Consider the following 23,268-nt stretch of genomic DNA (forward strand, 5'->3'; position numbering starts at 1 on the left):
GATTAAAAATGCAGAGCGTTGATAAAAAGACATAAGACTTATAGATAACTTGAGGGCAGCCATATTTTGGCCGCCCTCAAATCATTTAAGGATAAATTTTTAACGCACAGTATTAATTTCCAGAGAAAGCCCTGTTCAAAACATCGGCTAGCTCAGCAGCGATCTCATCACGGCTGGTATGTGCATCTACTGTCAGCCACTCTTTAATTCGCCACACCAATCCCGCAGCGACCATCTTCACGTAGTTGCTATTGGGCAGATCTTTATGGTTATCTATAGCGGCTTGGATGGCAGGAACACTGCTTAGGCGATCAGCTACACCGTCTATGAGTAACTCCAAAGTTTTTATTGAGTTGGAGCCTGATATCACAGAGGCTGCGAATTTTTCGTGCGGAATAAGAGCCTCAATAATTGGGCGAATGACGAACTTCTCATAACCTGGCCAAGGGTTATCGCTTTCAGCTATGGGAGCAGCCTTGAAAATAGCATTAAGGCGATACGCAGTTGTTGCCCTAACTGCCTCAGAAACATTCGAAAAATACTGATAGAAGGTGGGCCTGGTGACGTGAGCTTCTCTAGTGATCTGAGTGATGTTTAGATCGTCCACTCCGATACCAGAGTCGATAAGTTTCTCGACCGCCTTGATAATTGAACGGACAGAGCGTCTAGCCCTTGGATCTTTAACCAGATCCTTCAGGAAATCAATATTCACTATTCAAAATTAGTTGTGCCTGATTAGAACGTCAAAAATATGCGGCTAATTGTTTAGGCAATCAAATTCGCTGCTGTCTAGGCTTTCTATTCATTTTAATGCGGATCATCGCACCCGAAGGAATATCGTCAGGACATGGAATAGAAAACGTCTTGGCATGATTATTAATTTCAGTAACTGCGTTCCCATTTTCGTCAAGAATTCCTTCGAAAGGCACTTTTAGCTTTAATGGCTGGCTGCCAGGAAACAGGAACTCCACCTCGTCGCCGGGGCAGATCTTGTTCTTGGAATGAAGGTAGAGCCTTCCGGCCGTCTCGTCGTACTTCTCGACGACGCCCACCCATCGCCAATCGTTGATGCTGCCACCAGACTTCACGTATTCGCTGGCGGGGCTCTCGGGATAGTAGAAGCCCGTGCAGTAGTCGCGGTGTGCAACCTTGTATGGTTCAGCTAGCAGCCAATCATCAAAGTTTACTTGCACCACATCTTCCTGGACGTCTCCGATGAATCGTTTCAGCTCCTTGCCTTCTTCGTCTTCGTATCCGCGCTGAAGCAAGTACGAACCGACAGCAGTTTTATACGCGTTAGTCGTTGCTGCAACGTAATAGGCGCCCTTCGCCCTGCCCTCGATCTTTAGGCTTGTGACGCCGGCGTCCAGGACGTCGTCGATGTGGGCAAGCATGTTCATATCCTGGGAGTTGAATAAGAACGTGCCTTCATCGGTGGTCTCAATAGGGAAGAACTGTCCAGGACGCTTTTCCTCGACGACGTGGTACTGCCAGCGACAAGACTGCGCGCAGTCGCCGTGGTTGGCGTCCCTGCCTGTGGTGTGCTGCGAGATCAAGCAGCGCCCAGAGAAAGCCATACACATTGCGCCGTGTACGAACGCCTCGATCTCGAGGCTAGGGCTGACGTTACGCCTGATATCGCGGATCGCCTCCAGCGGCAGCTCGCGGGCCAGCACGACCCTCGATGCGCCCAGCTCCGCGAACGCGTTCGCCGCCTGATAGTTAGTGACCCCGGCCTGAGTTGAGACGTGTAGCTCTATGTTAGGCGCCACCTGCCTGGCTGACATCAGCACACCTATGTCGGAAACGATCAGGGCGTCCACGTCCATTTCAGCAAGATGTGCCATGTAGGCGTTGAGGTCTTTAACTTCCGAATTAGTCGGTAGCACATTGCAGGTGACAAACACCCGAGCGCCACGATCATGAGCGTAGCTGACGCCCTCAGCCAGATCCGCCATCGAAAAATTTTTGGCTCGTGCCCTCATCCCGAATTCGCGGCCACCGCAGTAGACGGCGTCGGCTCCGAAGTCCACCGCCGTTTTTAACGTGTTCAGGTTGCCCGCAGGAGCGAGCACCTCAGGGCGGTTTCTTCTGGGAATCTTCGGGAAAGTCGTAGCCACTCATCGAGCATAAACGGCAGGCAGAAATAGCCAAAAAATTTCTGTGAGCGGTTTTGGCTACCGCCAAACTTAAATTGCTTGAAATATATGTGAAGCGCAGCAACTTAAAAAGCTGATTTCTGGTGGGATAGTCGCATTTTGCTTATTAGCTGAAGCGACTGCTTCTCAAACAGCTTTCTGTGTGGCAGAGAAGTCTAATAAGTTGTATTCATGTGGTTTGGATGGGTTGTCGCGGGCGTATTGGCGGTTGTACTGGCGGTTGTCGTCGCCAAGAGAAATAAAGACGACAGCGAAAGCGTCGACCCCTCGGCCGGAGAACCGGCGATCATCGCCCACGAGATGCGCACCCCACTGACCCTGATCAGGGGAGCGGCCGAACTGCTCGCAGAAGAGACACCAGGCCCGTTGAACGAAACGCAGCGCAACTTCGTCGCCACCATCCAAGACAATTCATCGCAGGCAATTGATATTGCTGAGAACTTCATTGCTAACCTCAAGCTGAACTCGCCCTCGGGCAAGCTCGTCGTCGAAGAAGTGGACGTGCGAGCTGTGGTTGCAGACGCCGCAAAACAGCTGCGTAAGATAACAGACCTGCCGATCTACGTGGACGCTCGAGGCGGAATCCTGCCGATCTGGGCAGATAAAGGAATGATCCGCCAGGTGGTGTGGAACCTGATCAACAACTCCGCGCGACACGCAGGCAAAGACGCAGCCATCACCGTACGCATCGAGAACGCGGAGGGTGGCGGGGCAATTCTGTCCGTCAGCGACGACGGTGCGGGCATCGCGCTGGATGAACAAGAACGTCTATTCAAACCCTTCGCGGCCGGAACATCGCGGAGACCGGGATCGGGCATCGGAATGATGGTCACAAAGCAAATCGTCGAACGCCATGGCGGAAGCATCATGGTTGACTCCCTGCCAGGCCTAGGAACCGTGATTGTCATCGCGCTACCCAAAGGCACACCCGACAAAGCGTAAACTCTAAAGATCAACCGGCAAGGAGGAGCATGGACAAGCCCACCGCACTCGTCGTCGACGACGAGGAACAGATGCTCATGATCGTCTCCTTCGCGCTGCAAACCCAAGGATTCGAATGCGTCACAGCTCAGAGCGCTCAAGAGGCCCTGGCCGGGCTGAAGAAGCGGGATTTTGACCTCGCGGTGATCGACGTAATGCTGCCGGGCGGATCCGGCATTGAGCTAACCCGAACCATTCGTCAAACTAGCGCCCTACCTATCATTCTGTTGACCGCGCTCAGCGACGAAAGCCACCGGATCGCCGGCCTAGAAGCGGGTGCCGACGATTACGTTGTTAAGCCGTTCAGCCCGCGCGAACTCGCGCTGCGCGCCCAAGCCATCGTGCGCAGAACAATGCCCGAGAAAAAACGCGAATCGCTCAAGGCAGGGCCGTTCGTCATCAACCGAAGGACCCTCGAGACCACCTACGACGGCCAGATAATAGAACTGTCCGATACCGAGGCGAAACTGTTGCTTGCGCTCGCTGTAGAACCAGGGGCGGTCGTTCACACCCGAGAGCTTCTGGAGGAAGTCTGGCATTCCAAGAGCCCGGTCGGGGGCCGCGACATGGCTAAGACTGCCGTCTACCGGCTGCGAAAGAGCCTCGAGAAGTGGGGCATCACTGACGTCGTTGAATCGGTTCGCGGGGTCGGATATCGTCTCAATATCGAATAAATAACGTCCAGCTAAGTTTGGTGACAGCTTTGTTACCAATTGTTACCCCAGTCGATGGCAGCGTTACCTGCATTTTGGCATCGTCAATTTAGGCGTATCGCCGGTGATACGCCAAGAAAGGTAACAATGGCTGAGAAAGCAAAAAGCAGCCTGGGTTGGCTGTCCGCCCCCGCAGCAAAAGAACCAATTGCCGCATCCAAAGTCGATAGCCTATACAGGCGCATGCGCTTCCAGGTCTTCATTGGCATTTTCCTTGGTTACGCAGGTTTCTACCTGATTCGTAACAACGTCTCCCTGGTGGCCGCCGTGCTTAAGCAGCACGACATCATGGACGCCGTTGGCATCGGCATCGTCGCGAACGCAGTACTGATCTCCTATGGCCTGTCCAAGTTCTTCATGGCGATGCTCTCCGACCGCGCAAACGCTCGGTTCTTCCTGCCGCTGGGCCTCGCGCTTTCCGCAGTAGTTAACCTGTGCATCGCGGCATTCCCCGGCATCGCGGCCTCCATCGGCCTGTTCGCAACCGTCATGTTCATCAACGGCTGGTTCCAAGGCATGGGCTGGCCTCCTTCGGGCCGCATCCTGGTGCACTGGTTCTCCACCCGAGAACGCGGCACCATGACCTCGGTTTGGAACACCGCCCACAACGTTGGCGGCGCCGGCGTCGGCATCCTCGCTGCCTGGGGCCTGCAGCACATGGCCACCAACGAGGCCGACTGGACTCCTGCTTTCTATGTGCCGGCGATTGTCGCCCTGGTCGTTGCGCTGATTGCCTTCCTGCTCATCCGTGACCGTCCCGAGGCCCTCGGACTGCCGGCCATCGAGGAATACCGCAAAGATCCGGCAAAGGTCGCCCCAGCAGAGATCGAGGGTTCCTGGCTGTCGATCGTCGTCAAGCACGTGCTGACCAACCGCATCGTCGTGCTGCTGGCCATCACCAACGTGTTCGTCTACGCCCTGCGTTACGGCGTCCTGAACTGGATCCCGGTTTACCTGACCGAGCAGATCCACGGCGCAAATGTTAAGGACGGCATCCTCGGCTTCGCTCTTTACGAAGGCGCCGGCATCCTTGGCACCCTGCTTTGCGGCTGGCTGTCCGACCGCGTGTTCAAGGGGTGGCGCAGTGGCGCTGGCATCGTGTTCCTGATCGGCGTTGGCATCGCGCTCGGCTTCTATTGGCTGCTTCCCCCGACTGCTCCGCTGTGGATCTTCTACGTGCTGATCGCCTGCATCGGTGGCCTCATCTATGGCCCGGTCATGCTGATCGGTCTGCAGGCAATCGACCTGTCGCCGCGTAACGTGGCGGGTACCGCGGCAGGCTTCACCGGTCTGTTCGGTTACCTGCTTGGTGCGTCCATGGCGTCCACCGGCGTCGGCCTGCTGATCAAGTACGCGGGCTGGGACATCACCTACGGCACCCTGATGGTGATCGTTGTGCTGGCAGTCATTCTGATGGCCATCGTCGGCAAGGATGAGCGCAAGCTGATGGCTCGCCGCGCCGCCAGCAACGGCCAGTCGGCGGAGTCGACTAAGTAACTAACCTAAAAATGATGGCGGGGCACCTATTGCCCCGCCATTATTATTGTGTAGATGAAGTCAAAGTGGCTGCGGCGTTTCGCAGTGAAATGCGCGGTTGCGGTGGTTGTGGTTGCCGCGCTCGCGGTGTCGCTTTCGCTGCGCCCCTCGCCAGGTCTTCGGCTACTTTGTTCTAACAACGAAGAATCCTGCAGAAGCGTTGCCGACGCGTACAGCAAGGAGAGTGGCGTCAGTGTGGCCGTCACTAGAATGCCGACGTCTCAGGCCCTAGCTCGAATCGAATCCGCGCCGGGCGAATTCGACGCCTGGCTGGGCGGACCTGCAGAGGCCTACATGCTTGCGGAGCATCGAGGTCTGCTAGAAGCCAGCCGGCCGGATCTGAGTAACATTCCGTCACGTTTCGTGGACCCCCGTGGCTATTGGCACGGGGTCTACGCAGGTGTCTTAGCTTTTTGCGTTCGTGACGAATCCCTCACTTCATGGGCGGACCTTGCCTCGCTCGAGTGGCGCGGCAGGTACGTTCTCCCAGACCCGCTGACGTCCGGCACGGCTGCGTCGATGCTTCAGGTGTTGGCAGAAGTGAGCGGAGAAAACCGCGCGAAGCTCGTCGAATTTCTAAAGAACCTTGACGCGGGCGCCTTGACCTACACGATGTCTGGCACCTCGGTGGCCCATCTGGTGGCCGTCGGGGCTGCGGACGCCACGGTTACCTTTGCCCCCTACTGCAAGTTTGAGAAAGACCAGGGAGCGCCGGTTAACGTGGTCTATCCCTTAGAGGGAACTGGATACGAGATCGGGGCAGTGGCTGTGCTGACTGGGGCCGAGCCAATCGCACACGATTTCGTCTCATTCGCAGTCAGCGACTCGGGACAGCGCGCAGGGATAGTCGGTTCCGGGCAGCAGGCCACCAGCTTGAGAATCGAAAACAATATTGAAACCGCACTTGCCGCCCTGAACGTGGAGATCGTTCAGCCGGCCTCTGCGGTTTCCGGTGCTCAACGCGAAAAGATGACCGAGATCTGGGTCGACGAGGTGCGCCGTGGCTCGGTCTAGGTTGAGGCGAGCGGTCGCGCTTTTGGCGGCCGTCATATTATTCTGCGCCGGCTTCCTAATGCTGAAGCGCCACGTGCTCGACGCCGAGGGAATGCTCGCCCGTAGCCTATTTATCGCTCTGCTGGGCGGGGTGATCGCGTCGTTTTCTGGTGGGTTGGCGGCGCTTGCCGCAAAGTGCTCGGGAGGGCCCTTCTGGCTGGTCGTGGCTAGTCTTCCGCTGCTCGTGCCACCTGAAACCATCGGGCTGGCCTTGACGTGCTGGCCGATGGGGATGGCACCGTATTCTTGGCACGTCATAGTGCTCGGGCATGCCATCTCCCTTGCTCCGATTGCCGCACTCTTCACCGCCGTCATGCTCTCGCGGGTCGATCGCGCACAGATTCAGATGGCCGCAATAAGCGCTTCTAGCAATCGGGTTTTCTGGCGTCTACTCTTCCCGATTTGGGTTCAAGGGGTTGCCACCTCGACGTTGATCTGCGCGATGCTCGCGCTCACAGACCCGTCGCTGACCCTGGTATTCGGGTCCACCGATAGCTATCTGGCGTCACACGCCCTGCGCTCGGCGCTTGCCGGCCTGGGCGGAAACTTGGCGATCGCCCTTTTGATGATCTCGCTGGCCATAGCCCTGACGCTTCTCGTGCTTCACCAGCTCGGCATATCGGGCCTGGCGCCGGCGGTTGAGCGAGACGCGCCTCGCCGTCAGCCCGCGTCCGCCCTCGTAGGAAGCCTGCCCGCGAACGACGACCTGTCGATAAGATCGTTTCCGCTTCTAATCAGCCTTGCGGGCAAAGCATCCGCCGTATTGCTGGCGTCTGTGGTTGCTGTTTGTCTGATAAACGGGCTGAGCCGTTTCGAGGTTGTGCGGGGCGACTTTCTGATGGGGCTGCTGGTCATCTTTTTGGCCGTGGTTGCAAGCGCAGCCGTCTCGCTGCTGATCGTCGCCTTCGTCCAGAGCAGGACCGTTATCGAACTGTGCGCGGCCGCATCTATCTGCTTGCTCTGCGTTTGCCAGACACTCGGCGGGCTATACCTCTCGGAAAAACACAGGGAAACAATCAGGATTTTCGGTAGAAACGTGTTCCCCGCGCTGGTGGGGGCCGGGTCGCCGGGTGGCGGAGTGCTGGGAATCGGCCTGGCCTACTCGTCAATCGCGCTTCCACTCTCGCTGCTTTCCGCTACATACCTTTTCGCCCAAGCCGGCAAAATTCGCATGGCCGCCAGCGTTTCGGGAGCCGGCGTGCTGCGCTCTGCCGCCACGGTTGTCCGAGAACTTGCCGGTGGCTTCTTCGCCGTGGTTCTGCTCATCGCGCAGCTCCTATTGACGCGTTCTGCCCCGGCAATCTTCGTCGGTACCGTCGACGTTTCGTTCATTCACTCGAACCTGTTGAGCGCCATCGAGAGCAGGGACTTGCAGGCGGCATTTTCGACTTCTCTTGTGGTCACTGCCGTCGCGGCCGGGGTGCTGGTCTGCTCCGTGACGCTGTGGCAGGCTGGAAAAACTGCCTGGGGATCTTTAACTAGAAGGGTAAGAACAAGGTGAAAGGTCTTGAAGTTTCGGGCGTTCGGGTGCCCAGGCCCGAGGGCGGCGCAGACATCGTGTCCGACATCTCGTTTTCCGTTGAGCCAGGGCAGCTTTTGTGTGTGGTTGGCCCATCCGGCAGTGGCAAAACCACACTGCTTCGCGCGATCGCGGGGCTTATTCGGGCGGGAGGTTCGGTTCGTGTGGATGGCCGAGAAGTCTCTGGGCTACGGCCTAACGAGAGGAATATCGGCCTCTCCAGCCAAGACCCCGTCCTCTTTGACACCCTTACGGTTGAGGAGAACGTCGGGTTTGTGCTGGACGACCCCGACACGCCCAAACGGGTGCGTGACGGGCAGATCGCCGTGTCGCTGGCAAGGATGAACCTGATGAGCCTGGCCAACAGCTACCCGAACTCGCTTTCTGGCGGGCAGGCCAGCCGGGTTTCGCTGGCTAGGCTATTCGCGCAGCGCCCGGCCGTCATGCTGCTGGACGAATCCTTCGCGCACGTCGAAGCCACGCTTAAGCACAACGTGCAACGAACTTTTTTAGAGTTGATCGAGCGGCTGCAGATACCTGCCGTGCTCGTCACTCACGACCTGGACGAGGCCTGCGAGATGAGCAGCCGAATGCTGGTGCTCACCGAAAACGGGCAGATTGGGCAGCTTGGAAAGGCTCGGGATATCTACGCTCGACCGGCCTCCGCGCTAGTTGCGGCGTTCATGGGCATAGATAACATCTTCGCCTGCAGGGCGCTAGGTCCAGCGTCGGCGGCTGGACGGATGTGTGTGCAGCTCGGGCGCTGGCAGGTGGAGCTATTCGCCGATTCAGCCACCTCTGACGCAACCGCGTACATTCCCGCCGAAGAAATCCTGCTCGAACCGGCAGGGGAGGACGAGTCGATCATTACGGGGCAGGTCATATACTGCGCATTTTCGCGAGCCCGCACCCGCTACGACGTCGAAACCGAGATCGGCACCTTTACAGTTAGCGCGCCCAGCCGCGCCCGCGAATATCCAGTCGGCTCGAAGGTTGGGCTGAGAGTTCTTAGCGGTTGGGTTTCCTAGCGCCAGAAGACTGGCGTGGTTGGCGTCGACTTGTCTTCGTCGAACTCGTAGCCGTCGACGTCGAAGTCGGCCAACTGGGAAACCTTGTTGACGCCGTTCTTGATCACCCAGGCGGTCATGGCTCCGCGTGCCCGCTTGGCGTGATAGGCGATGACTCGACGCTTGCCGGCCTTGGTGGTGTCTTCGAAACGTGGTGAAACCATCTCGGATTCCGGGTCCGTTAACATGCTCGAGTATTCCTTGCTGGCCAGGTTCAAGAAGACGTGGTCGCCGTCGGTCTTCTCCAAATCTGACTCGGCCTGCTTCGAGACGCGCTCGCCCCAAAACTCGTACAGGTCATCGGCATCTCCGACGGCAAGCTTGGTGTGCTGCTCGAGGCGGTGCGGCACGATCTCATCTGCGGGACGCAGCATTCCGTATAGCCCACTCATGATGCGCAGAATCTCTTGGGCACGGCTCAGGTCTGCAGCGCTGAAGTCTTCAACGCGAAGAGTCTGGTAAGCGTCGCCGTCAAACGCGCTGATCGCGGACTTGTGGTCGGCCTCGTAGAATTTTGCGAATCGGTTGTAGTTGAGCACGGCCAGCTCCTCAGATATGCCCATCAGTTTTCCGAGGCTGGGCATCGAATAGCCGCGCAGCGCATCTACGAGCTGGTCGGTTTGTTCCTCGAAGCGGGGCTTGGTGGGCGAGATTTCGACGTCACGATCGAAATTCAGCCGTTTGGATTCTGAGAGCAAGATCAGCATGACCCCAATGTTATGTCAGGGTCTGTAATGCCTAGCCAAAGGGCAGTTAACAAAAAAAGTGTTAGAAGTAACAAAAAAATTGTTAAAAGCCGTTATTTTCGTGTATTCTTTGTACATATTCGGCGCGGGAAAAGAACGACCTTCTCCCACGCCCCCTTAAAACAGTTGTCATTCAAAGATGAAGACAGAAGAGGAAGCATGACTGAAAACAAGCGTTTGGCCGATGGGCCTCTGGTAGTCGCTATCGACTCGTCCACCACGTCCACCAAGGCCATCATCGTAGACGCCGAGGGCAACATCTGGCACACGGCGAAAGAGAACATCCAGCTGCACACGCCAGCCATGGACCAGTACGAGCACAACCCGGCCCGCTGGTGGGAAACCAGCCGAGCAACCATCGGCAAGGTGCTCAGCGAACTTTCGCCGGCAGACCGCGACCGCGTCGAAGCCATCGGTATTACGCACCAGCGCGAGTCCTTCGCGCCGTTCGACAAGGACGGCAACCCGCTTCGCAACGGCATTCTCTGGCTCGACGGCCGCGCCACCGAACAGATCCGTCACTACGGTAACGACCACATCCACGAACTTTCCGGCAAGCCCGCCGGCGTCACTCCCGGCATCTACAAGATGGCTTGGGTGAAGGAAAACGAGCCCGAGGTCTTCGAGAAGGCCTACAAGGTGATGGACGTCCACGGCTACATCGCTTGGATGCTCACCGGTCGTCCCGTCAGCTCGCAGGCTGCCGCCGACTCCCTGGGCCTGTTCGACATTCAGAAGCGCGACTGGGCGGACGAACTTCTCGACATCGCTGGCGTCAAGCGCGAGCAGATGGCCGAACTGGTTGAGCCGTCATACGAGATGGGCACGCTGCGCACGGAACTCGCAGACGAGTGGGGCATCAAGGAGGTTCCGGTTATCGCGGGCCTCGGCGACGGCCAGGCAGCAGGCATCGGTGCCGCTGCGGTCGACCCAGAGATAGGGTTCCTGAACTTGGGTACCGCGGTGAACGCCGGTGTCGATTCACCCGTCTACAAGTACGACAAGGTATTCCGCACCCACGTCTCCGGCATCCCCGGCAACTACGTGTTCGAGGTGCTGCAGTCGTCCGGCTCCTACCTGGCAGGCTGGTTCCGTGAGACCCTGGGCGACCCGAAGCTGCTGGGCGAGCCCGACCCGGCGCTCGACGAGGCAGCCAGCCACATCCCGCCGGGCTGCGAAGGCCTGGTGACCCTGCCGTACTGGAACGCCGTGCAGTCGCCCTACTGGGATTCGGTTGCCCGCGGCGCCGTCGTCGGCTGGAGGGGCACGCACTCCCGCGCCCACATGTACCGCTCCATCCTGGAGTCCATCGGCTTCGAGATGCGTCTCAACCTCGACTCAGTCGAGGCCGGCACGGGCGTCAAGCTCACCGGCCTGCGCGCGATGGGCGGCGGCACCCGTTCGATGCTGTGGCGCCAGATCATGGCCGACACCACCGCGCTGCCGATCACCGTTTGTGCCCAGGACGAGATCTCCGCACTCGGTGCAGCAGTTCTGGCAATGGCATCGACCGGTATCTACGGCGAGCACGACGTCGCAGCCACCGCAAAGAAGATGGCGCAGTACGGTGAAACTGTCGAGCCGGACATGGACAAGCACGCCCAGTACAAGGACGTAGCGCACGTTCAGCGCCAGCTCTACCCGAAGCTGAAGGACGTCTTCGAGGAGCTCTACGACCTGACTCTCAAGTACCCATCGACTCGACCGGAATCGCCCAAGGCCGAGCTTTAAAAACAACTGGAAGAAGGAAATATGTCTGTAATCACAGTTCTAGGCGCGGGGGCCATGGGCTCCGCCATCTGCACCCCGCTGGCCGACGCCGGCTGGGAGGTCCGACTCTGGGGAACCTGGCTCGACGACCACCTACTTGATGCCGTCGAGAAGGGCGAGAACCACCCACGCACCAATGAGCCGCTGGCCGAGGGCGTCAAGCTTTACCGTTCTGATCAGCTGGAAGAGGCTCTCGACGGAGCCGACACCGTCATCCTTTCGGTGGCGTCTGTTGGTGTTGAGAAGGTCACCAAGATGGCGCTGCCAGGCATCGTCAAGGCCGAAGCCCTCATGGTCACCTCGAAGGGCTTCCTCGAGTTCGACAACGGCGATGTTCTGCTGCTGCCCGACTCCATCCGTCGCATCGCGAAGGAGGAGGGGTACGACAATCTGCCTCCGATCGTTGCAGTTGCCGGCCCGGTTAAGGCCAACGAGTGCGCCGCCCGCGAACCAACCGCAACCATCTTCGGCTGCAAGGACAAGGACGTCGCCATCAAGTATGCGCGTTCCATCCGCACCGACAACTACGCCATCGAAGCCACCGACGACGAGATCGGCGTCGAGATCTGCGCTCCGATGAAGAACGTTTTCGCTATTGCCCTCGGCATCGCCGACGGCCTGCAGGAGAAGACCGGCGTTCCCCACCACAACCTGAAGGCCGCAACCTTCAACGAGGCGGTTCGCGAGATGTCGATCCTCGGCAAGTCTCAGGGCGCTGCTGAAGCCACCGCCTTCGGCCTGCCAGGAGTTGGCGACCTCGAGGTTACTGGCCTTTCCGGCCGCAACAAGTTCTACGGTGTTCGTCTCGGCCGTGGCGAGAAGCCGCAGGAGGCGCTGGAAGAAATGGCTCGTTTGGAGCAGACCGTCGAGGGTGTTCCAGCTGCCGGGTTGGCAAAGAAATTTGTCGATCAGCATGCCTCTGACATCGCCGATCAGCTACCGTTAATGAACGCTGTTATTGAGATTCTGGCGGGTGGGGTCGACGACGTGAAGAGCGTAGTCGGCAATGCTGTGCTGCCTGCTCGCCCCTAAATTAACGAATTGAGTAAATGATGCCAGGTATGAACCTAGACCCTGAAGGTCGACGCAGGAAGATTGTCTCCGTCGTCACGCAGGAGGGTTCATGCCACATCGACGAGTTGGCTAATCTTCTCGAGGTTTCGGCGATGACTGTTTATCGCGACGTCGCCGACCTCGAGAAGCTCCAACTGGTCAACCTTAAACGCGGCGAGGTGTTTGCCGCGGAATCCTCGCTAAACGAAGCCGCGTCCAAGGTGCGCATAGGCACCCATAACAAGACCAAAGAAAAGATGGCTGCCGCCGCAAAGAAATACCTTAATCGCGGACAATCCATCATGGTCGACGATTCTTCTTCGACGATTCCCGTGGTCGAGGACCTTATAGATTTCGAGCCGATCACCGTCGCAACAAACGCCGAATTCGTGGCGACGAAGCTACGTCACCAGCCTGGCGTGCGGCTGCTCATGTTGGGAGGCCAGTACGAGGCGTGGGCGAACGCCTACTTCGGTGAACTTACTGAGGCGGCTATCTCAAGGCTGAGCGTCGACTGGGTGATCATGTCTTCGACGGCAATAACGAACGGTTTTTGCTATCACCCGCAAGAAAACGTCGCCCGCACAAAGCGCGCAATGATCGATTCCGCGCGCAAAAAGCTGCTTCTGGTGGACTCGACCAAGTTCCAGAAGGCGGCCCTCTACAAGGTGTGCCCGGTAACCGAATTCGACGTGATTATCACCGACTCCAAGACGCCAAAAGAAATCGTGGCTGACCTGAGGGACCAAGGCATAGAGGTCAAAGTCGTTTCTTAACTTAGCGTGGTGCTTTTCATCCGTAGTCGGATAAAAAGCACCACCAAAAATAAATGCGGTGAGATCCAAGTGGATCTCACCGCATTTATCTATCTAATGCTTACTTGTTCTCGTCGGCTGTCCAGCCAAGGCCGAGAGCCTTGTGCACCAGGACAATCGGGTGAACCGTCTTAACGCCGGAGCCCTTCTGGATTTGCCAGCGGCAGGTCTCGGTGTCGCAGACGGCAATCTTGGAGTCGACAGCGGTCTCCTGGACCATGTCAAACAGCGGCTTACCGACCTTCTGGGCCACCTCGAACTTTTCCTTCTTCAGGCCGTAGGTGCCGGCGATGCCACAGCAGGAGCGTCCCGACTCGACGACCTCGAGGCCCGGAATCAGGCGCATCAGGTCGGCCGCGGGGGAGCCCATGCCCTGGCTGCGAACCTGGCACGGCTGGTGGTAGGGAACCTTCATATTCAGCGGCTCGAAGTCGAATTCGACCTCGCCTGCGTCGTAGAGCTCCATCAGGAACTCGCTGATGTCGCGGACGCGCTCGCGAACGTTGTTGACGGCCTCGTCATCGCGAATGCCAAGGTAGTTACGAGCCTCGTGCTTGAGCATTCCGCCACAGCTACCCGCGGTAGAGATGATCGGCACGTCGCCGTCGTCAGGAGTGATGCCTGCTGCGTCGCGCAGCTGGCGGGCCAGCTTCTTGACCGACTTCTCGGCGTCCTCGTAAAGACCGTTGGACTGCTGAGCAAGGCCACAGCAACCCTGCTTCGGCACGATGACCTCGTAGCCGATGTACTCCAGAACCTGGATCGCGCACTTTACGGCCTCGGTCTCGAAATAGCCACCGGCACAGCCGTGGAAGAACACGACCTTGCCACGCGAACCCTTAACGGCCGGTCCCTTGCGCTTCTTCAACCAGCCCTGCAGGCTCTGGGTCTGCGCGGTGGGCATCGGGGCATCCTCGTGAATGCCAACGACGGCCTCCATGATCTTACGCAGCGGCTTGAACTTCAGCGCGGCGTTAGCGATCGGGGCGACCGGGGTCATGACCTGACCCATCAGGACGGTATTGGTGATCAGGCGGTCGCGGACGGGAACACCGTTCTGCGCCTTCTGAACAGCCTTGGCCAGCGAGATGATCTCGGAGACCTGCACGCCCTGCGGGCAAACCACCGAGCAGGTGCCACAGCTGGAGCAGTAATCGATGGAGCCGTCCACCGAAATGCCGTCGCGGTAGCGCTCTGCCTGCGGGCCGGAGTACTTCGGGCCGCCGAACAGCGGGGTGGCCTCGAGCACCGGACAAGTGGCCTCACAGATGTTGCACTTGACGCAGTTATCCAGGCTGGCACGCCTGATTTCGTTGTTTAGCCTCTCGCGCATCTTCTGCGCGGTCTCAGCTCTGCTCATTTGCTCTCTCCTACCTGCTCAGCGGCGCGCTTGCCGGAAGCAACGGCGATGCCGTCGCCGGACTTCTCGTCCCACCGCTGTGCGCCGGCAAGCAAACCGCCTGCGGCGTAGAAATTGTCGTAAACGGCCTTTCCGGATTCGTCCAGCACGCGCATCGTCTCGTCGACGCGCACACCGACCTCGAACAGCGGCTGCGGCTCGTCTTGCTTGTGGGTGATCAGGTCTTCGCCATTGTGCTCGCTCAGCGGCAGGCCGAACACGGTCTCGGTGATGTTTCGGTGCGAATCCATGTTCAGCGCGCCCGACTCGAAACCGCCCGGTGCGTAAATGACAGCGTCGGCCTCGATGACCCGCTCGTGACCGGCCAGCTCGACTTTCACGCTCTTGACGCGGCCGCCCTCGGCGTTCAGGCCGGTGACCTTGGCGTCGAGCATGTAACGAACACCGTGCGACTTGGCATATGCAACCAGGTACTCCTGCATCAGGCGACCAGGCGCAGCCGGGGGCTGCATGATCGACTCGGCAACCGGACGGCCAACCAGCTCAGAAACCTGCTTGGCGACTCCGGCGTAAGAAAGGACCGGGGGAACCAGGACGACGTCACCCTCGCCCGCCACGCGCTTCAACTCTGCGGCGAATGCGTTAACCAGCTGCGGGTCCTTCATGGCCCTGGCGTAGGTGTAGGACGTGGGATCCTTCTCGCCCGGACGGGGCTCGAGGCTCATCAAGGTTTCGGAGGTGACGTACTTGCCGCCATCCGGGGTTTCGGTGCGGGCGATGTTGCCGGCAACCATCGAGGTCTGGAAGTCCTTGATCTGCTTGATGCCGACAACCGCGTAGCTGCGCACCTTGCGGGCGTCGCCGGCAGCCATGCTGGGCATGACGTAGGCGGACGGGCGAAGAGCGCCGATCGCGGTAGGAACCAAGTAGTTGCTGTGCGGGTCGCCCTCGATCAGCTCCGGGCCGAAGATGTTGGCAATCCACTTGGTGGATTCCTCGACGGCCTGCGCGCCCAGGATTCGGTACGGGTGCTTCTCCGGAAGTGAATCGATCGCGGCGATCGGATCGTCGACGCGCTCGGGTGCGTAACCCAGAATATCGACGGTGCCCTGCGAAAGCTGCAGGCCGCCGTTACCGAACGTGACGAGCGTGGTCGGCACGCCCTGCTCCGCCAGACGAATCGCTGCGGAAAGTCCGGCGAGCCCGGAACCAATAACAATTGTGCGGCTCATAACACCACCTTCTCAGGGGCAGGAAGATGGTTAACATCTAGCGTGCCCGAAGTCATCCAGTAATCGAGTGCGGTTTGGCGGACCTGCTGTCCGTAAATAAGTGGCCACAGACCAATCCAGCGGTTACGCAGGAAACGCTGCAGCAGCGCGGTGGCGCCGTCGGCGTCCGCGTAACCCCTATTGCACATTGCGCCTGCGAAGCGGTTGGCGCAGATGCCACCCTGGCAGGGGCCCATGCCGATGCGCAGCCTGCGACGCAGGTCGTCCATCGACGGGTTTTCCGGGCCCTCCTGAATCTCGCGCTCGAGATCAGAGGTGGAAATCTGCTCGCATTCACAGAGCACCTGGTCTGCCTGCCAGTTTTCCTCGCGGTGTTCCAGGCGGTGGCGCACCGAGTACAGCCTCTTGTCTTCGCTGCCCGGCACCGGCTCTTCAGCGGTGCGGCAGGGGTGCTGGTTTCCGGTGACGCGCTCCATGGCGTCGACGATGTGCTCGGCCATCAGGCGGTAGGTGGTTAGCTTTCCGCCACCGATGGTCATGAGGCCCTTGATGCCGTCACGCTGCTCGTGGTCGAGGACGGCCATGCCGCGGCTCATGTGGCGGGTGTCGGAGGAGTCGACTCGGTCGTCCTTGATCAGCGGGCGAGCGCCAACCCAGGCGTGGACCGCGCGGGCGTGACGGAAGCCGGGGACGAGTTCCTCGCCGGCGTCCAGCATCTGCTGAACCTCGTTCTCGGGGATCTCGAGTTTGTCCGGGTCGTCCACTTTGACGTCGGTGGTGCCGATGATCGAAACGGTGTGCGCCGGAACCAGGATATCGCCGTCTGCAGGGGTGATGCAGCGGTTGATGACGGTGTTTACCAGGCGGTGGTTCATGGCGATCATGATGCCGCGACCGGGAATCACCTCAACGGGGTGGCAGCCAGCCATGTCGGCGATCTGGCCGGCCCATGGGCCTGCGCAGTTGAGCACGAAGTCGGTTTCGATGCTGATGGTTTCGCCGGTCTTGCGGTCCTCGGCGATGACGGCCGAAACGCGGTCGCCTTCCTTCTCCAGCCCTGTGACCTTGGTGTAAGTCAGGATCTTTGCGCCGTACATTTCTGCGGATCGGGCTGCCGTCCAAACGAGCTGCCAGCCGTCAACCGAGCCATCTTCAACTTCGAAGACGCGGTTCAGGTTGGGGTTCAGGCGGGGCTCGCGACGCAGCGCCTCTTCGGGAGAGATCTCCTGGCAAGGCATGTTTGCTTCCGCGGCGCCAGCGACGAACTTGTCGGGGAATTCGGGGTCGTCGCCTTTCAGCGAGACGAAGAAACCACCGGTGGGCTCTACTGCGTGGGCCTGGATCTTGCGCAAAATTGCATTTTCTTCGGCGCATTCGCGTGCGGAGATTGGGTCGGAGACGACGTAGCGTCCGCCGGAGTGCAGAAGACCGTGGAATCGTGACGTCGTGCCCTGGCCAAGGTCGGCACGTTCGACCAGGATTGTGGAGTAACCGCGCATGGCTACGTCGCGCACAACTCCAACTCCGGTAGAACCGCCGCCGATAACCACAACGTCGGCTTGCAGTTTTTTCATCACACTTCCTCGTATTTTTTGTATTTGTTAATAAACAGTGTCACCCATAAAAAGGAGATGGCTGGTGCTAAATCCAAAAAAGGGGTAAAGGGTATAATTCACGCGTAAAACTGCACATTGTTTCACCAATTTAGTGCCACCTAAGTAATGACAAATGGGTCGAAATGAAAAGCGATTTCGAATATTCGCTAATTACTTAGGTGGCACTAATTGAATTAGAGAATAATTAATTATTTTAATTCCTTTAAATCTGCTAAGTCTGGTTCGTTTGTTCGTACGTACAGTACTTGCTTTGTAAGGTAGGATATTTTTGCCCGCACGGCAGCGGGTGAGTTTTCCCCTTGGGGCCAAAACTTGAAAGATACCTTGCAAGGAGGCACGGTGACTGAAAAGAAGTATGTTCTGGCTATTGACCAGGGCACGACAAGCTCTCGAGCAATAGTTTTTGACCACAGTGGACGCATCGTTTCGGTTGGACAGAAGGAACACGAGCAGATCTACCCGCACGCTGGCTGGGTGGAACACGACCCGATGGAAATCTGGCACAACACCCGCGAGGTTGTTGGTGAGGCTCTCGGTAAGGCCGACATCAACCGTCACGTGCTGGCTGGCGTCGGCATCACCAACCAGCGCGAGACCACCATCGTTTGGGATAAGAACACTGGTGAGCCGGTCTACAACGCGATCGTCTGGCAGGATGCCCGTGCAACCAGGCGCTGCCAGGAGCTCATCGATGATGGTGGGCAGGACCAGTTCCGCGAGATCACCGGTGAGCCGATTTCGGTTTACCCGTCCGCAACCAAGATCGAGTGGATCCTCAACAACGTCGAGGGTGCACGCGAGAAGGCCGAAGCCGGCGACCTGCTATTCGGCACTCCGGATACCTGGCTGGTCTGGAACATGACCGGCGGCGTCAACGGCGGCGTGCACGTCACCGACGTGACCAACGCGTCCCGCACCATGTTGATGGACCTGAAGACCCTGCAGTGGGACGAAGGAATGTGCAAGTTCTTCGACATTCCAATGCAGATGCTTCCGGAGATTCGTTCTTCCTCTGAGATTTACGGCTACGGCATGCGCTCTAGCCTGCTGATCGACACTCCGATCGCGGGCATCTTGGGTGACCAGCAGGCGGCTACCTTCGGCCAGGCCTGTTTCACTCCTGGCATGGCGAAGAACACCTATGGCACCGGCTGCTTCACGCTGATCAATACCGGCAACGAACCGACACCGTCGGAGAACGGCTTGATCACCACCGTCCTGTACAAGATTGGTGACCAGAAGCCGGTCTACGCGCTCGAAGGTTCGATTGCCGTTACCGGTTCGCTGGTTCAGTGGCTGCGCGACAACCTGCGCATGTTCGATTCGGCCCCCGAGGTTGAGAAGTTGGCAAGCACCGTGGAGGACAACGGTGGCTGCTACTTCGTACCGGCGTTTTCCGGCCTGTTTGCGCCGTACTGGCGCTCCGACGCTCGCGGCGTGATTGCTGGCCTGACCCGTTACGTCAACCGCGGTCACATCGCCCGCGCAGTTCTGGAGGCCACCGCCTACCAGACCCGCGAGGTGTTGGAGGCCATGGAGGCCGACTCTGGTAAGAAGCTGAAGGAGCTTCGCGTCGACGGCGGCATGACCAACAACGATCTGCTCATGCAGTTCCAGGCAGACCAACTCGATGTGGACGTTGTTTGCCCCGTCGTTGCAGAGACCACCGCACTCGGTGCTGCGTACGCGGCTGGCATCGCCACCGGATTCTGGAACGGCGAGCAGGACGTCATTGACAACTGGCAGGAGGCCAAGCGCTGGTCCCCGAAGGCTGACCACGAAGAAAATGAGCGCCTGTTCCGTAACTGGAAGAAGGCCGTCACAAAGACCTTTGACTGGGTTGATGACGACGTCGAAAACTAGGATTAATTAAATAGCCGTCCCGACCGGCCGAGACGCGTATCCTTGGCAGGTCGGGGCGTTCTTTTTATTTGCTAAAACCTTGCATGAATTAGGGTAGCCTTATTAAACTAACGCGAGCGTTACTAATATCTGGAAAGGTTTACCGATGAAAAGCAGGTTGTTTTCGGCTCTGCCGTCAATCGTTTTTGGGCTGCTGATCGCTATTGGCCCGCAGACTTTCGTCAAGGTTTGTGAAGTGATGGACAAACCGATGAAGTGCCACTGGATGGCACAGGCCTCGCTCGGTGTGGGCATCGTCATCGCACTGCTCGGAATCTTCGCGTTGGTGCTGAATGCGAGCGCGCGCATCGTCCTGGCTATCGCCGCATTCCTGCTCGGTGGCCTCGAGATCGGCGTCGCTACCTTCCTGATCGGCCCGTGCAAGATGCCCGAAATGCACTGCCACTCGACCACCCAGCCGTTCCTGATCGTGGTTAGCGTGCTGCTCATGATCTTTGCGCTGATCTCGGTGGGCTCGGACATCCGCACCAACGGGCTGAACAAGACCGAGGCGAGCAACTAGCCGTGCCTCACACACCACACATCACAGTCGGCGCCTTGCCGTCGCGGAACCTGAAACGCAACCCATTCCGCACCGCCATGCTCGTCGTTGTCGTCGCGATCCTTTCTTTCGGCACTTTCGCCGGCTCTCTGCTGCTGACGAACCTGAATTCCGGTCTGGAGAGCGTGCGGCAACGACTCGGTGCCGACCTGATGTTGGTGCCCGCTCAGTCTCTTCACCAGGCGGAAGCTGTTATCTCGGCAGGGGAGCCGAGCACTTTCTATTTCTCGCACGACGTCTTCAGCACCGTGCAGAAGATGCCAGGCGTGAAGCGAGCGACTCAGCAGTTTTATATCTCTTCGCTGGAGGCAAGCTGCTGCGATTCTAAGCTGCAGATTGTCGGGTTTGATCCGAAGACCGACTTCATCATCGAGCCTTGGATCAAGACACAGTACGACGGCAATCTGCCTGACGGAAAGATCATCGTCGGTTCGAACGTCATGGCTTTCGAGGACGAGACGCTGAAACTTTTCAACCATGAATGGCCGGTGGCAGCCAAACTGGCCAGCACCGGAACCGACAAGGACAACTCGGTCTTTGTGAACCCCAACACGGCCAAGCTGATCACCTCTTACGCGGCACAGATGGGCGAGAAGGAAGCCCAAGAAGCGCCGGAGGGGGCCGCGTCGACGGTGTTCGCGGACGTTCAGGACGGCTACAGCCTTGATGAGGTGGCCCGGCAGGTCACCGAGCATAAGGACCTTCAAGACGTGTCCGTGATCTCGGGCGTCTCGCTGACGTCCAAGCTGAAGTCGAGCATCAACTCGATCGCCAACTACGTGCTGATCTTCCTGATTCTCTTCTGGGTTATCGGGCTGATTGTGCAGATCGCCGTGTTCGCCTCGTCGGCGAACTCCCGAAAGGCTGAATTCGCCACGCTGAGGATTCTGGGCGCAACGCGTCGAAACCTGGTCTCCATGGTCACAGAGGAGTCCTCGCTGATCGGGCTTCTCGGCGGTGTGATCGGAGTCGGTTTGGGTGCGTTGACCACCGTCTCGTTCTCCACGCTAATCGGGCGCAGCTTCGGCATGCCCTACGCCCAAGTTGGCGCGGCGCAAGTGATATTGCTTGCGCTCGGCGTGCTCGCGTTCGCGATGGTGACGTGCATGATTTCGTCCGCGGTTAGCACCGCCAGAATGATGCTCGGCGAGACCTATCTGACGCTGCGAGCGGGGGCCTGATCGTGCTTTTAGAAACAAGGAATCTGACCAAGAAATTCGTTCGCAGGGCGATACCGTTCGCTGCCGTCGACGACGTCAACTTCACCCTCGGCGAGGGCGATTTCACTGCGATTGTCGGGCGAAGTGGTAACGGTAAAACGACGTTCTTGAACCTCGTCGCCGGGCTGCTCAAACCCACCAGCGGGACGGTCACGGTAGAGGGCAAAAACGTTCACGAGTTGAAGGACGCGCAGCTCTCGAAGCTGCGCAACCGGACCCTCGGCTTCGTGCCGCAGCGCATGACGCTCATTGGCAGCCTGAACGTGCTGGACAACGTCATTCTGCCGGCGGTCATGGACAAAGACTGGCGAAAGCGCGATGAAAAACTCTTCGATCGTGCTCTTCAGCTGCTCGAGAAAGTGGACGTCGCGGCGCTTTCGCAGGCGTTCCCTAGGGAACTGTCCGGCGGTGAAATGCGCAGGATCGGGCTGGCCCGCGCGCTGATGAACCATCCCGAGGCGCTCATCTGCGACGAGCCCACCGGAGACCTGGACGCCGAAAGCACCGAGATCGTCTTGGGCGTTCTAAAGGAGCAGGCCGAACAGGGCACGGGCGTGCTGGTCGTCACACACGACGATGCGGCTGTTCGCGCAGCCGACAACGTCTGGCGGATGGACAAGGGGCGCCTGGCTCCAGACCAGTAACCAGCCTGAAGGTAGACAAAAAATTGGGGCCCTGGGCCCCAATTTTGTTTTCGGCTAATTGATCGCGCTGAGAATCAGAGAGAGCAGCGGGTTGGTTTGGTATCCCAGAATCGCGAAGACCCCGAGGCCGACCGAGCCAAGGAATGCGGCGTAGCCCAGCAGCTTCATGATCTTCGAAAGCTTGGGCAGGGCCAGCGCCAAACCGACCGAAATTATCGCAAGTACCATTACGGCGGAGGGCAGAAGCGTCGAATTTTGGCCCCACGGCGTCAGGTAGACGCCGATCTGGGTTCCGAAGGCGCAGAACGCCGTCACGCCAGCAAAGATGGCGACGATTCCAGAGACGATCGACAGCGTGCGGAGGACGAAGCCCACCTTGCTGTTCGGGTCCGTGTCGAGAAGATCTAGGAGTTTGTCCAGGGTGCCACCGATTAGCCCGCAGACGGTCAGCCCGATGGGCAGCATGGCAGTCAGCTGTTCGTCGAACGGGAAGGAACCGAAGCCCTGGGTCTGGATGATCTTGAGCCACTGCTCGAGCACATAAAGCAGCCCGATGAACGAGATGAACGAGCGCATGTTGCCGTTCACGTTGAGCAGCAGGTTCAGCAGGCTAGCAACGATCGTGCACACGACACCTGTCAGCGCGCCGACAACGATCGAACTCGAGGTGGTGTCTAGGTTGCCGTTGTGGGATGCCGCCAGGAACAGGCAAAGCGCGTAAATTGCGCTGAGCGCGATGCCTACGCCCATATTCCGAAGGAAACGTCGCCACAAGCTCTTTCGGGGTGATTCAGACTCGACCTCGTAGTCTTCGCCGTATGCGTCCGGTTGAGTCTGCCGAGGAGCCGGATTCTCATCGCCGAACCTCTCTGCTACGTAGTCCTCGAACGGCTCGCGCTGGGGCTGAGGAGTGGGGTAGTAGTCAACATTCGGCGTCTCGTAGGTCGCTTCTTGGAAGTCCTGCACGGGCATTACCCTGGTGGGCTCGTGCGGCGGTTCGAATGCTTGGGTGGGCTCGTCGCTGTAGATGGCGCGGGTGGCTTCGTTGTTGCCGACTACCTGAGTTGGCTCGTTGCCCGAGTCGACCACGCGGGTGGGCTCGTCGTCCAATCGGTAGGCCGAGGTCTTGTCGTCGTCCGGCCAAATGCGGCGGGTCTCTTCGTTGTCCCAGCTGTTAGACCCTGTGGATCTGGTGGTAGACATGGCGGCTCCTGAATATCGGCAAAAAGCGTCATTCACAGCGTAGTATCTAGAGTCAATTGACCGCAGATCGCGACGCGCCGGTTTCATCTCGCAGACCTATGAGAAGGCAAGTTACGG

At 58.8% G+C, this 23,268-nt stretch carries 20 protein-coding genes; 13 read left to right on the top strand and 7 right to left on the bottom strand.

All coding sequences use genetic code 11. The features are described from left to right. Positions 1-112: 112 nt before the first annotated feature. A complete protein-coding gene (locus HMPREF1255_RS06465; protein WP_024111630.1) occupies positions 113-712 on the bottom strand; it encodes a TetR/AcrR family transcriptional regulator in 600 nt (199 codons plus the stop codon). 61 nt (positions 713-773) lie between these two features. Then, complete coding sequence (locus tag HMPREF1255_RS06470) at positions 774-2,120, bottom strand: U32 family peptidase (RefSeq protein ID WP_024111502.1); 1,347 nt, start codon at positions 2,118-2,120, stop codon at positions 774-776. Positions 2,121-2,330: 210 nt separating this feature from the next. Between HMPREF1255_RS06470 and HMPREF1255_RS06475 the strand changes: the two genes are divergently transcribed. The 6 genes from HMPREF1255_RS06475 to HMPREF1255_RS06500 all read left to right on the top strand — a co-directional run bounded on the left by HMPREF1255_RS06475 (position 2,331) and on the right by HMPREF1255_RS06500 (position 8,989). Further along, complete coding sequence (locus HMPREF1255_RS06475) at positions 2,331-3,101, top strand: sensor histidine kinase KdpD (RefSeq protein WP_024111367.1); 771 nt, start codon at positions 2,331-2,333, stop codon at positions 3,099-3,101. A 29-nt stretch (positions 3,102-3,130) separates the two neighbouring features. Further along, positions 3,131-3,814 (top strand): response regulator, encoded by a 684-nt coding sequence (locus HMPREF1255_RS06480; protein WP_024111604.1) that lies wholly within the window; start codon positions 3,131-3,133, stop codon positions 3,812-3,814. A 126-nt stretch (positions 3,815-3,940) separates the two neighbouring features. Further along, positions 3,941-5,350, top strand: a complete 1,410-nt coding sequence (locus tag HMPREF1255_RS06485) for an MFS transporter (RefSeq protein ID WP_024111577.1) — start codon at positions 3,941-3,943, stop codon at positions 5,348-5,350. Positions 5,351-5,404: 54 nt separating this feature from the next. Next, entirely contained in the window at positions 5,405-6,403 is a 999-nt protein-coding gene (locus HMPREF1255_RS06490; RefSeq protein ID WP_024111365.1) for an extracellular solute-binding protein, read from the top strand. 58 nt (positions 6,404-6,461) lie between these two features. Next, positions 6,462-7,943, top strand: coding sequence for a hypothetical protein (locus HMPREF1255_RS06495; protein WP_024111598.1), 1,482 nt, complete (start codon positions 6,462-6,464; stop codon positions 7,941-7,943). After that, the gene (locus HMPREF1255_RS06500) at positions 7,940-8,989 is read left to right on the top strand and encodes an ABC transporter ATP-binding protein (protein WP_024111348.1); all 1,050 of its coding nucleotides are present in this window, start codon (positions 7,940-7,942) and stop codon (positions 8,987-8,989) included. Before HMPREF1255_RS06495 ends, HMPREF1255_RS06500 begins: the two co-directional genes overlap by 4 nt. On the opposite strand, the gene HMPREF1255_RS06505 is transcribed toward HMPREF1255_RS06500, so the two are convergent. Next, positions 8,986-9,735, bottom strand: coding sequence for a YaaA family protein (locus HMPREF1255_RS06505; RefSeq protein WP_024111508.1), 750 nt, complete (start codon positions 9,733-9,735; stop codon positions 8,986-8,988). The two genes, HMPREF1255_RS06500 and HMPREF1255_RS06505, sit on opposite strands and share 4 nt — an antisense overlap. Before the next feature lie 198 nt (positions 9,736-9,933). Between HMPREF1255_RS06505 and HMPREF1255_RS06510 the strand changes: the two genes are divergently transcribed. Genes HMPREF1255_RS06510 through HMPREF1255_RS06520 form a run of 3 tightly spaced genes read left to right on the top strand, consistent with a single transcriptional unit; the run spans position 9,934 to position 13,373 of the window. Then, positions 9,934-11,505, top strand: coding sequence for an FGGY-family carbohydrate kinase (locus tag HMPREF1255_RS06510; RefSeq protein ID WP_024111601.1), 1,572 nt, complete (start codon positions 9,934-9,936; stop codon positions 11,503-11,505). A gap of 21 nt (positions 11,506-11,526) precedes the next feature. Beyond that, entirely contained in the window at positions 11,527-12,576 is a 1,050-nt protein-coding gene (locus tag HMPREF1255_RS06515) for a 2-dehydropantoate 2-reductase N-terminal domain-containing protein (protein ID WP_016456924.1), read from the top strand. Positions 12,577-12,596: 20 nt separating this feature from the next. Further along, complete coding sequence (locus HMPREF1255_RS06520; protein ID WP_016456923.1) at positions 12,597-13,373, top strand: DeoR/GlpR family DNA-binding transcription regulator; 777 nt, start codon at positions 12,597-12,599, stop codon at positions 13,371-13,373. A gap of 100 nt (positions 13,374-13,473) precedes the next feature. Here HMPREF1255_RS06520 and HMPREF1255_RS06525 read toward each other — a convergent pair whose 3' ends face one another. From HMPREF1255_RS06525 to glpA, 3 genes are read right to left on the bottom strand one after another with little or no spacing between them, the layout of a single operon-like run. Further along, on the bottom strand, positions 13,474-14,772 hold the full coding sequence (locus tag HMPREF1255_RS06525) for an anaerobic glycerol-3-phosphate dehydrogenase subunit C (protein WP_024111448.1): 1,299 nt from the start codon (positions 14,770-14,772) through the stop codon (positions 13,474-13,476). Continuing rightward, complete coding sequence (gene glpB, locus HMPREF1255_RS06530) at positions 14,769-16,004, bottom strand: glycerol-3-phosphate dehydrogenase subunit GlpB (protein ID WP_024111536.1); 1,236 nt, start codon at positions 16,002-16,004, stop codon at positions 14,769-14,771. The genes HMPREF1255_RS06525 and glpB overlap by 4 nt, the downstream gene beginning before the upstream one ends. Further along, positions 16,001-17,578 (bottom strand): anaerobic glycerol-3-phosphate dehydrogenase subunit GlpA, encoded by a 1,578-nt coding sequence (gene glpA / locus HMPREF1255_RS06535; protein ID WP_016456920.1) that lies wholly within the window; start codon positions 17,576-17,578, stop codon positions 16,001-16,003. The genes glpB and glpA overlap by 4 nt, the downstream gene beginning before the upstream one ends. Positions 17,579-17,959: 381 nt before the next feature. On the opposite strand from glpA, the gene glpK reads away from it, so the two are divergent. From glpK to HMPREF1255_RS06555, 4 genes are all read left to right on the top strand, one after another. Beyond that, the gene (gene glpK, locus HMPREF1255_RS06540) at positions 17,960-19,483 is read left to right on the top strand and encodes a glycerol kinase GlpK (RefSeq protein ID WP_016456919.1); all 1,524 of its coding nucleotides are present in this window, start codon (positions 17,960-17,962) and stop codon (positions 19,481-19,483) included. Positions 19,484-19,628: 145 nt separating this feature from the next. Further along, on the top strand, positions 19,629-20,045 hold the full coding sequence (locus HMPREF1255_RS06545) for a DUF4418 family protein (RefSeq protein ID WP_024111547.1): 417 nt from the start codon (positions 19,629-19,631) through the stop codon (positions 20,043-20,045). 2 nt (positions 20,046-20,047) lie between these two features. After that, entirely contained in the window at positions 20,048-21,265 is a 1,218-nt protein-coding gene (locus HMPREF1255_RS06550) for an ABC transporter permease (RefSeq protein WP_016456917.1), read from the top strand. 2 nt (positions 21,266-21,267) lie between these two features. Beyond that, a complete protein-coding gene (locus HMPREF1255_RS06555) occupies positions 21,268-21,948 on the top strand; it encodes an ABC transporter ATP-binding protein (RefSeq protein ID WP_016456916.1) in 681 nt (226 codons plus the stop codon). Positions 21,949-22,002: 54 nt separating this feature from the next. Here the strand turns inward: HMPREF1255_RS06555 and HMPREF1255_RS06560 are convergent, their stop codons facing one another. Continuing rightward, a complete protein-coding gene (locus tag HMPREF1255_RS06560; RefSeq protein ID WP_024111580.1) occupies positions 22,003-23,151 on the bottom strand; it encodes a membrane protein in 1,149 nt (382 codons plus the stop codon). Positions 23,152-23,268 lie beyond the last annotated feature (117 nt).

The organism is Propionimicrobium sp. BV2F7 (genome assembly GCF_000510445.1).
In the GTDB taxonomy this organism is placed as follows: domain Bacteria; phylum Actinomycetota; class Actinomycetes; order Propionibacteriales; family Propionibacteriaceae; genus Propionimicrobium; species Propionimicrobium lymphophilum.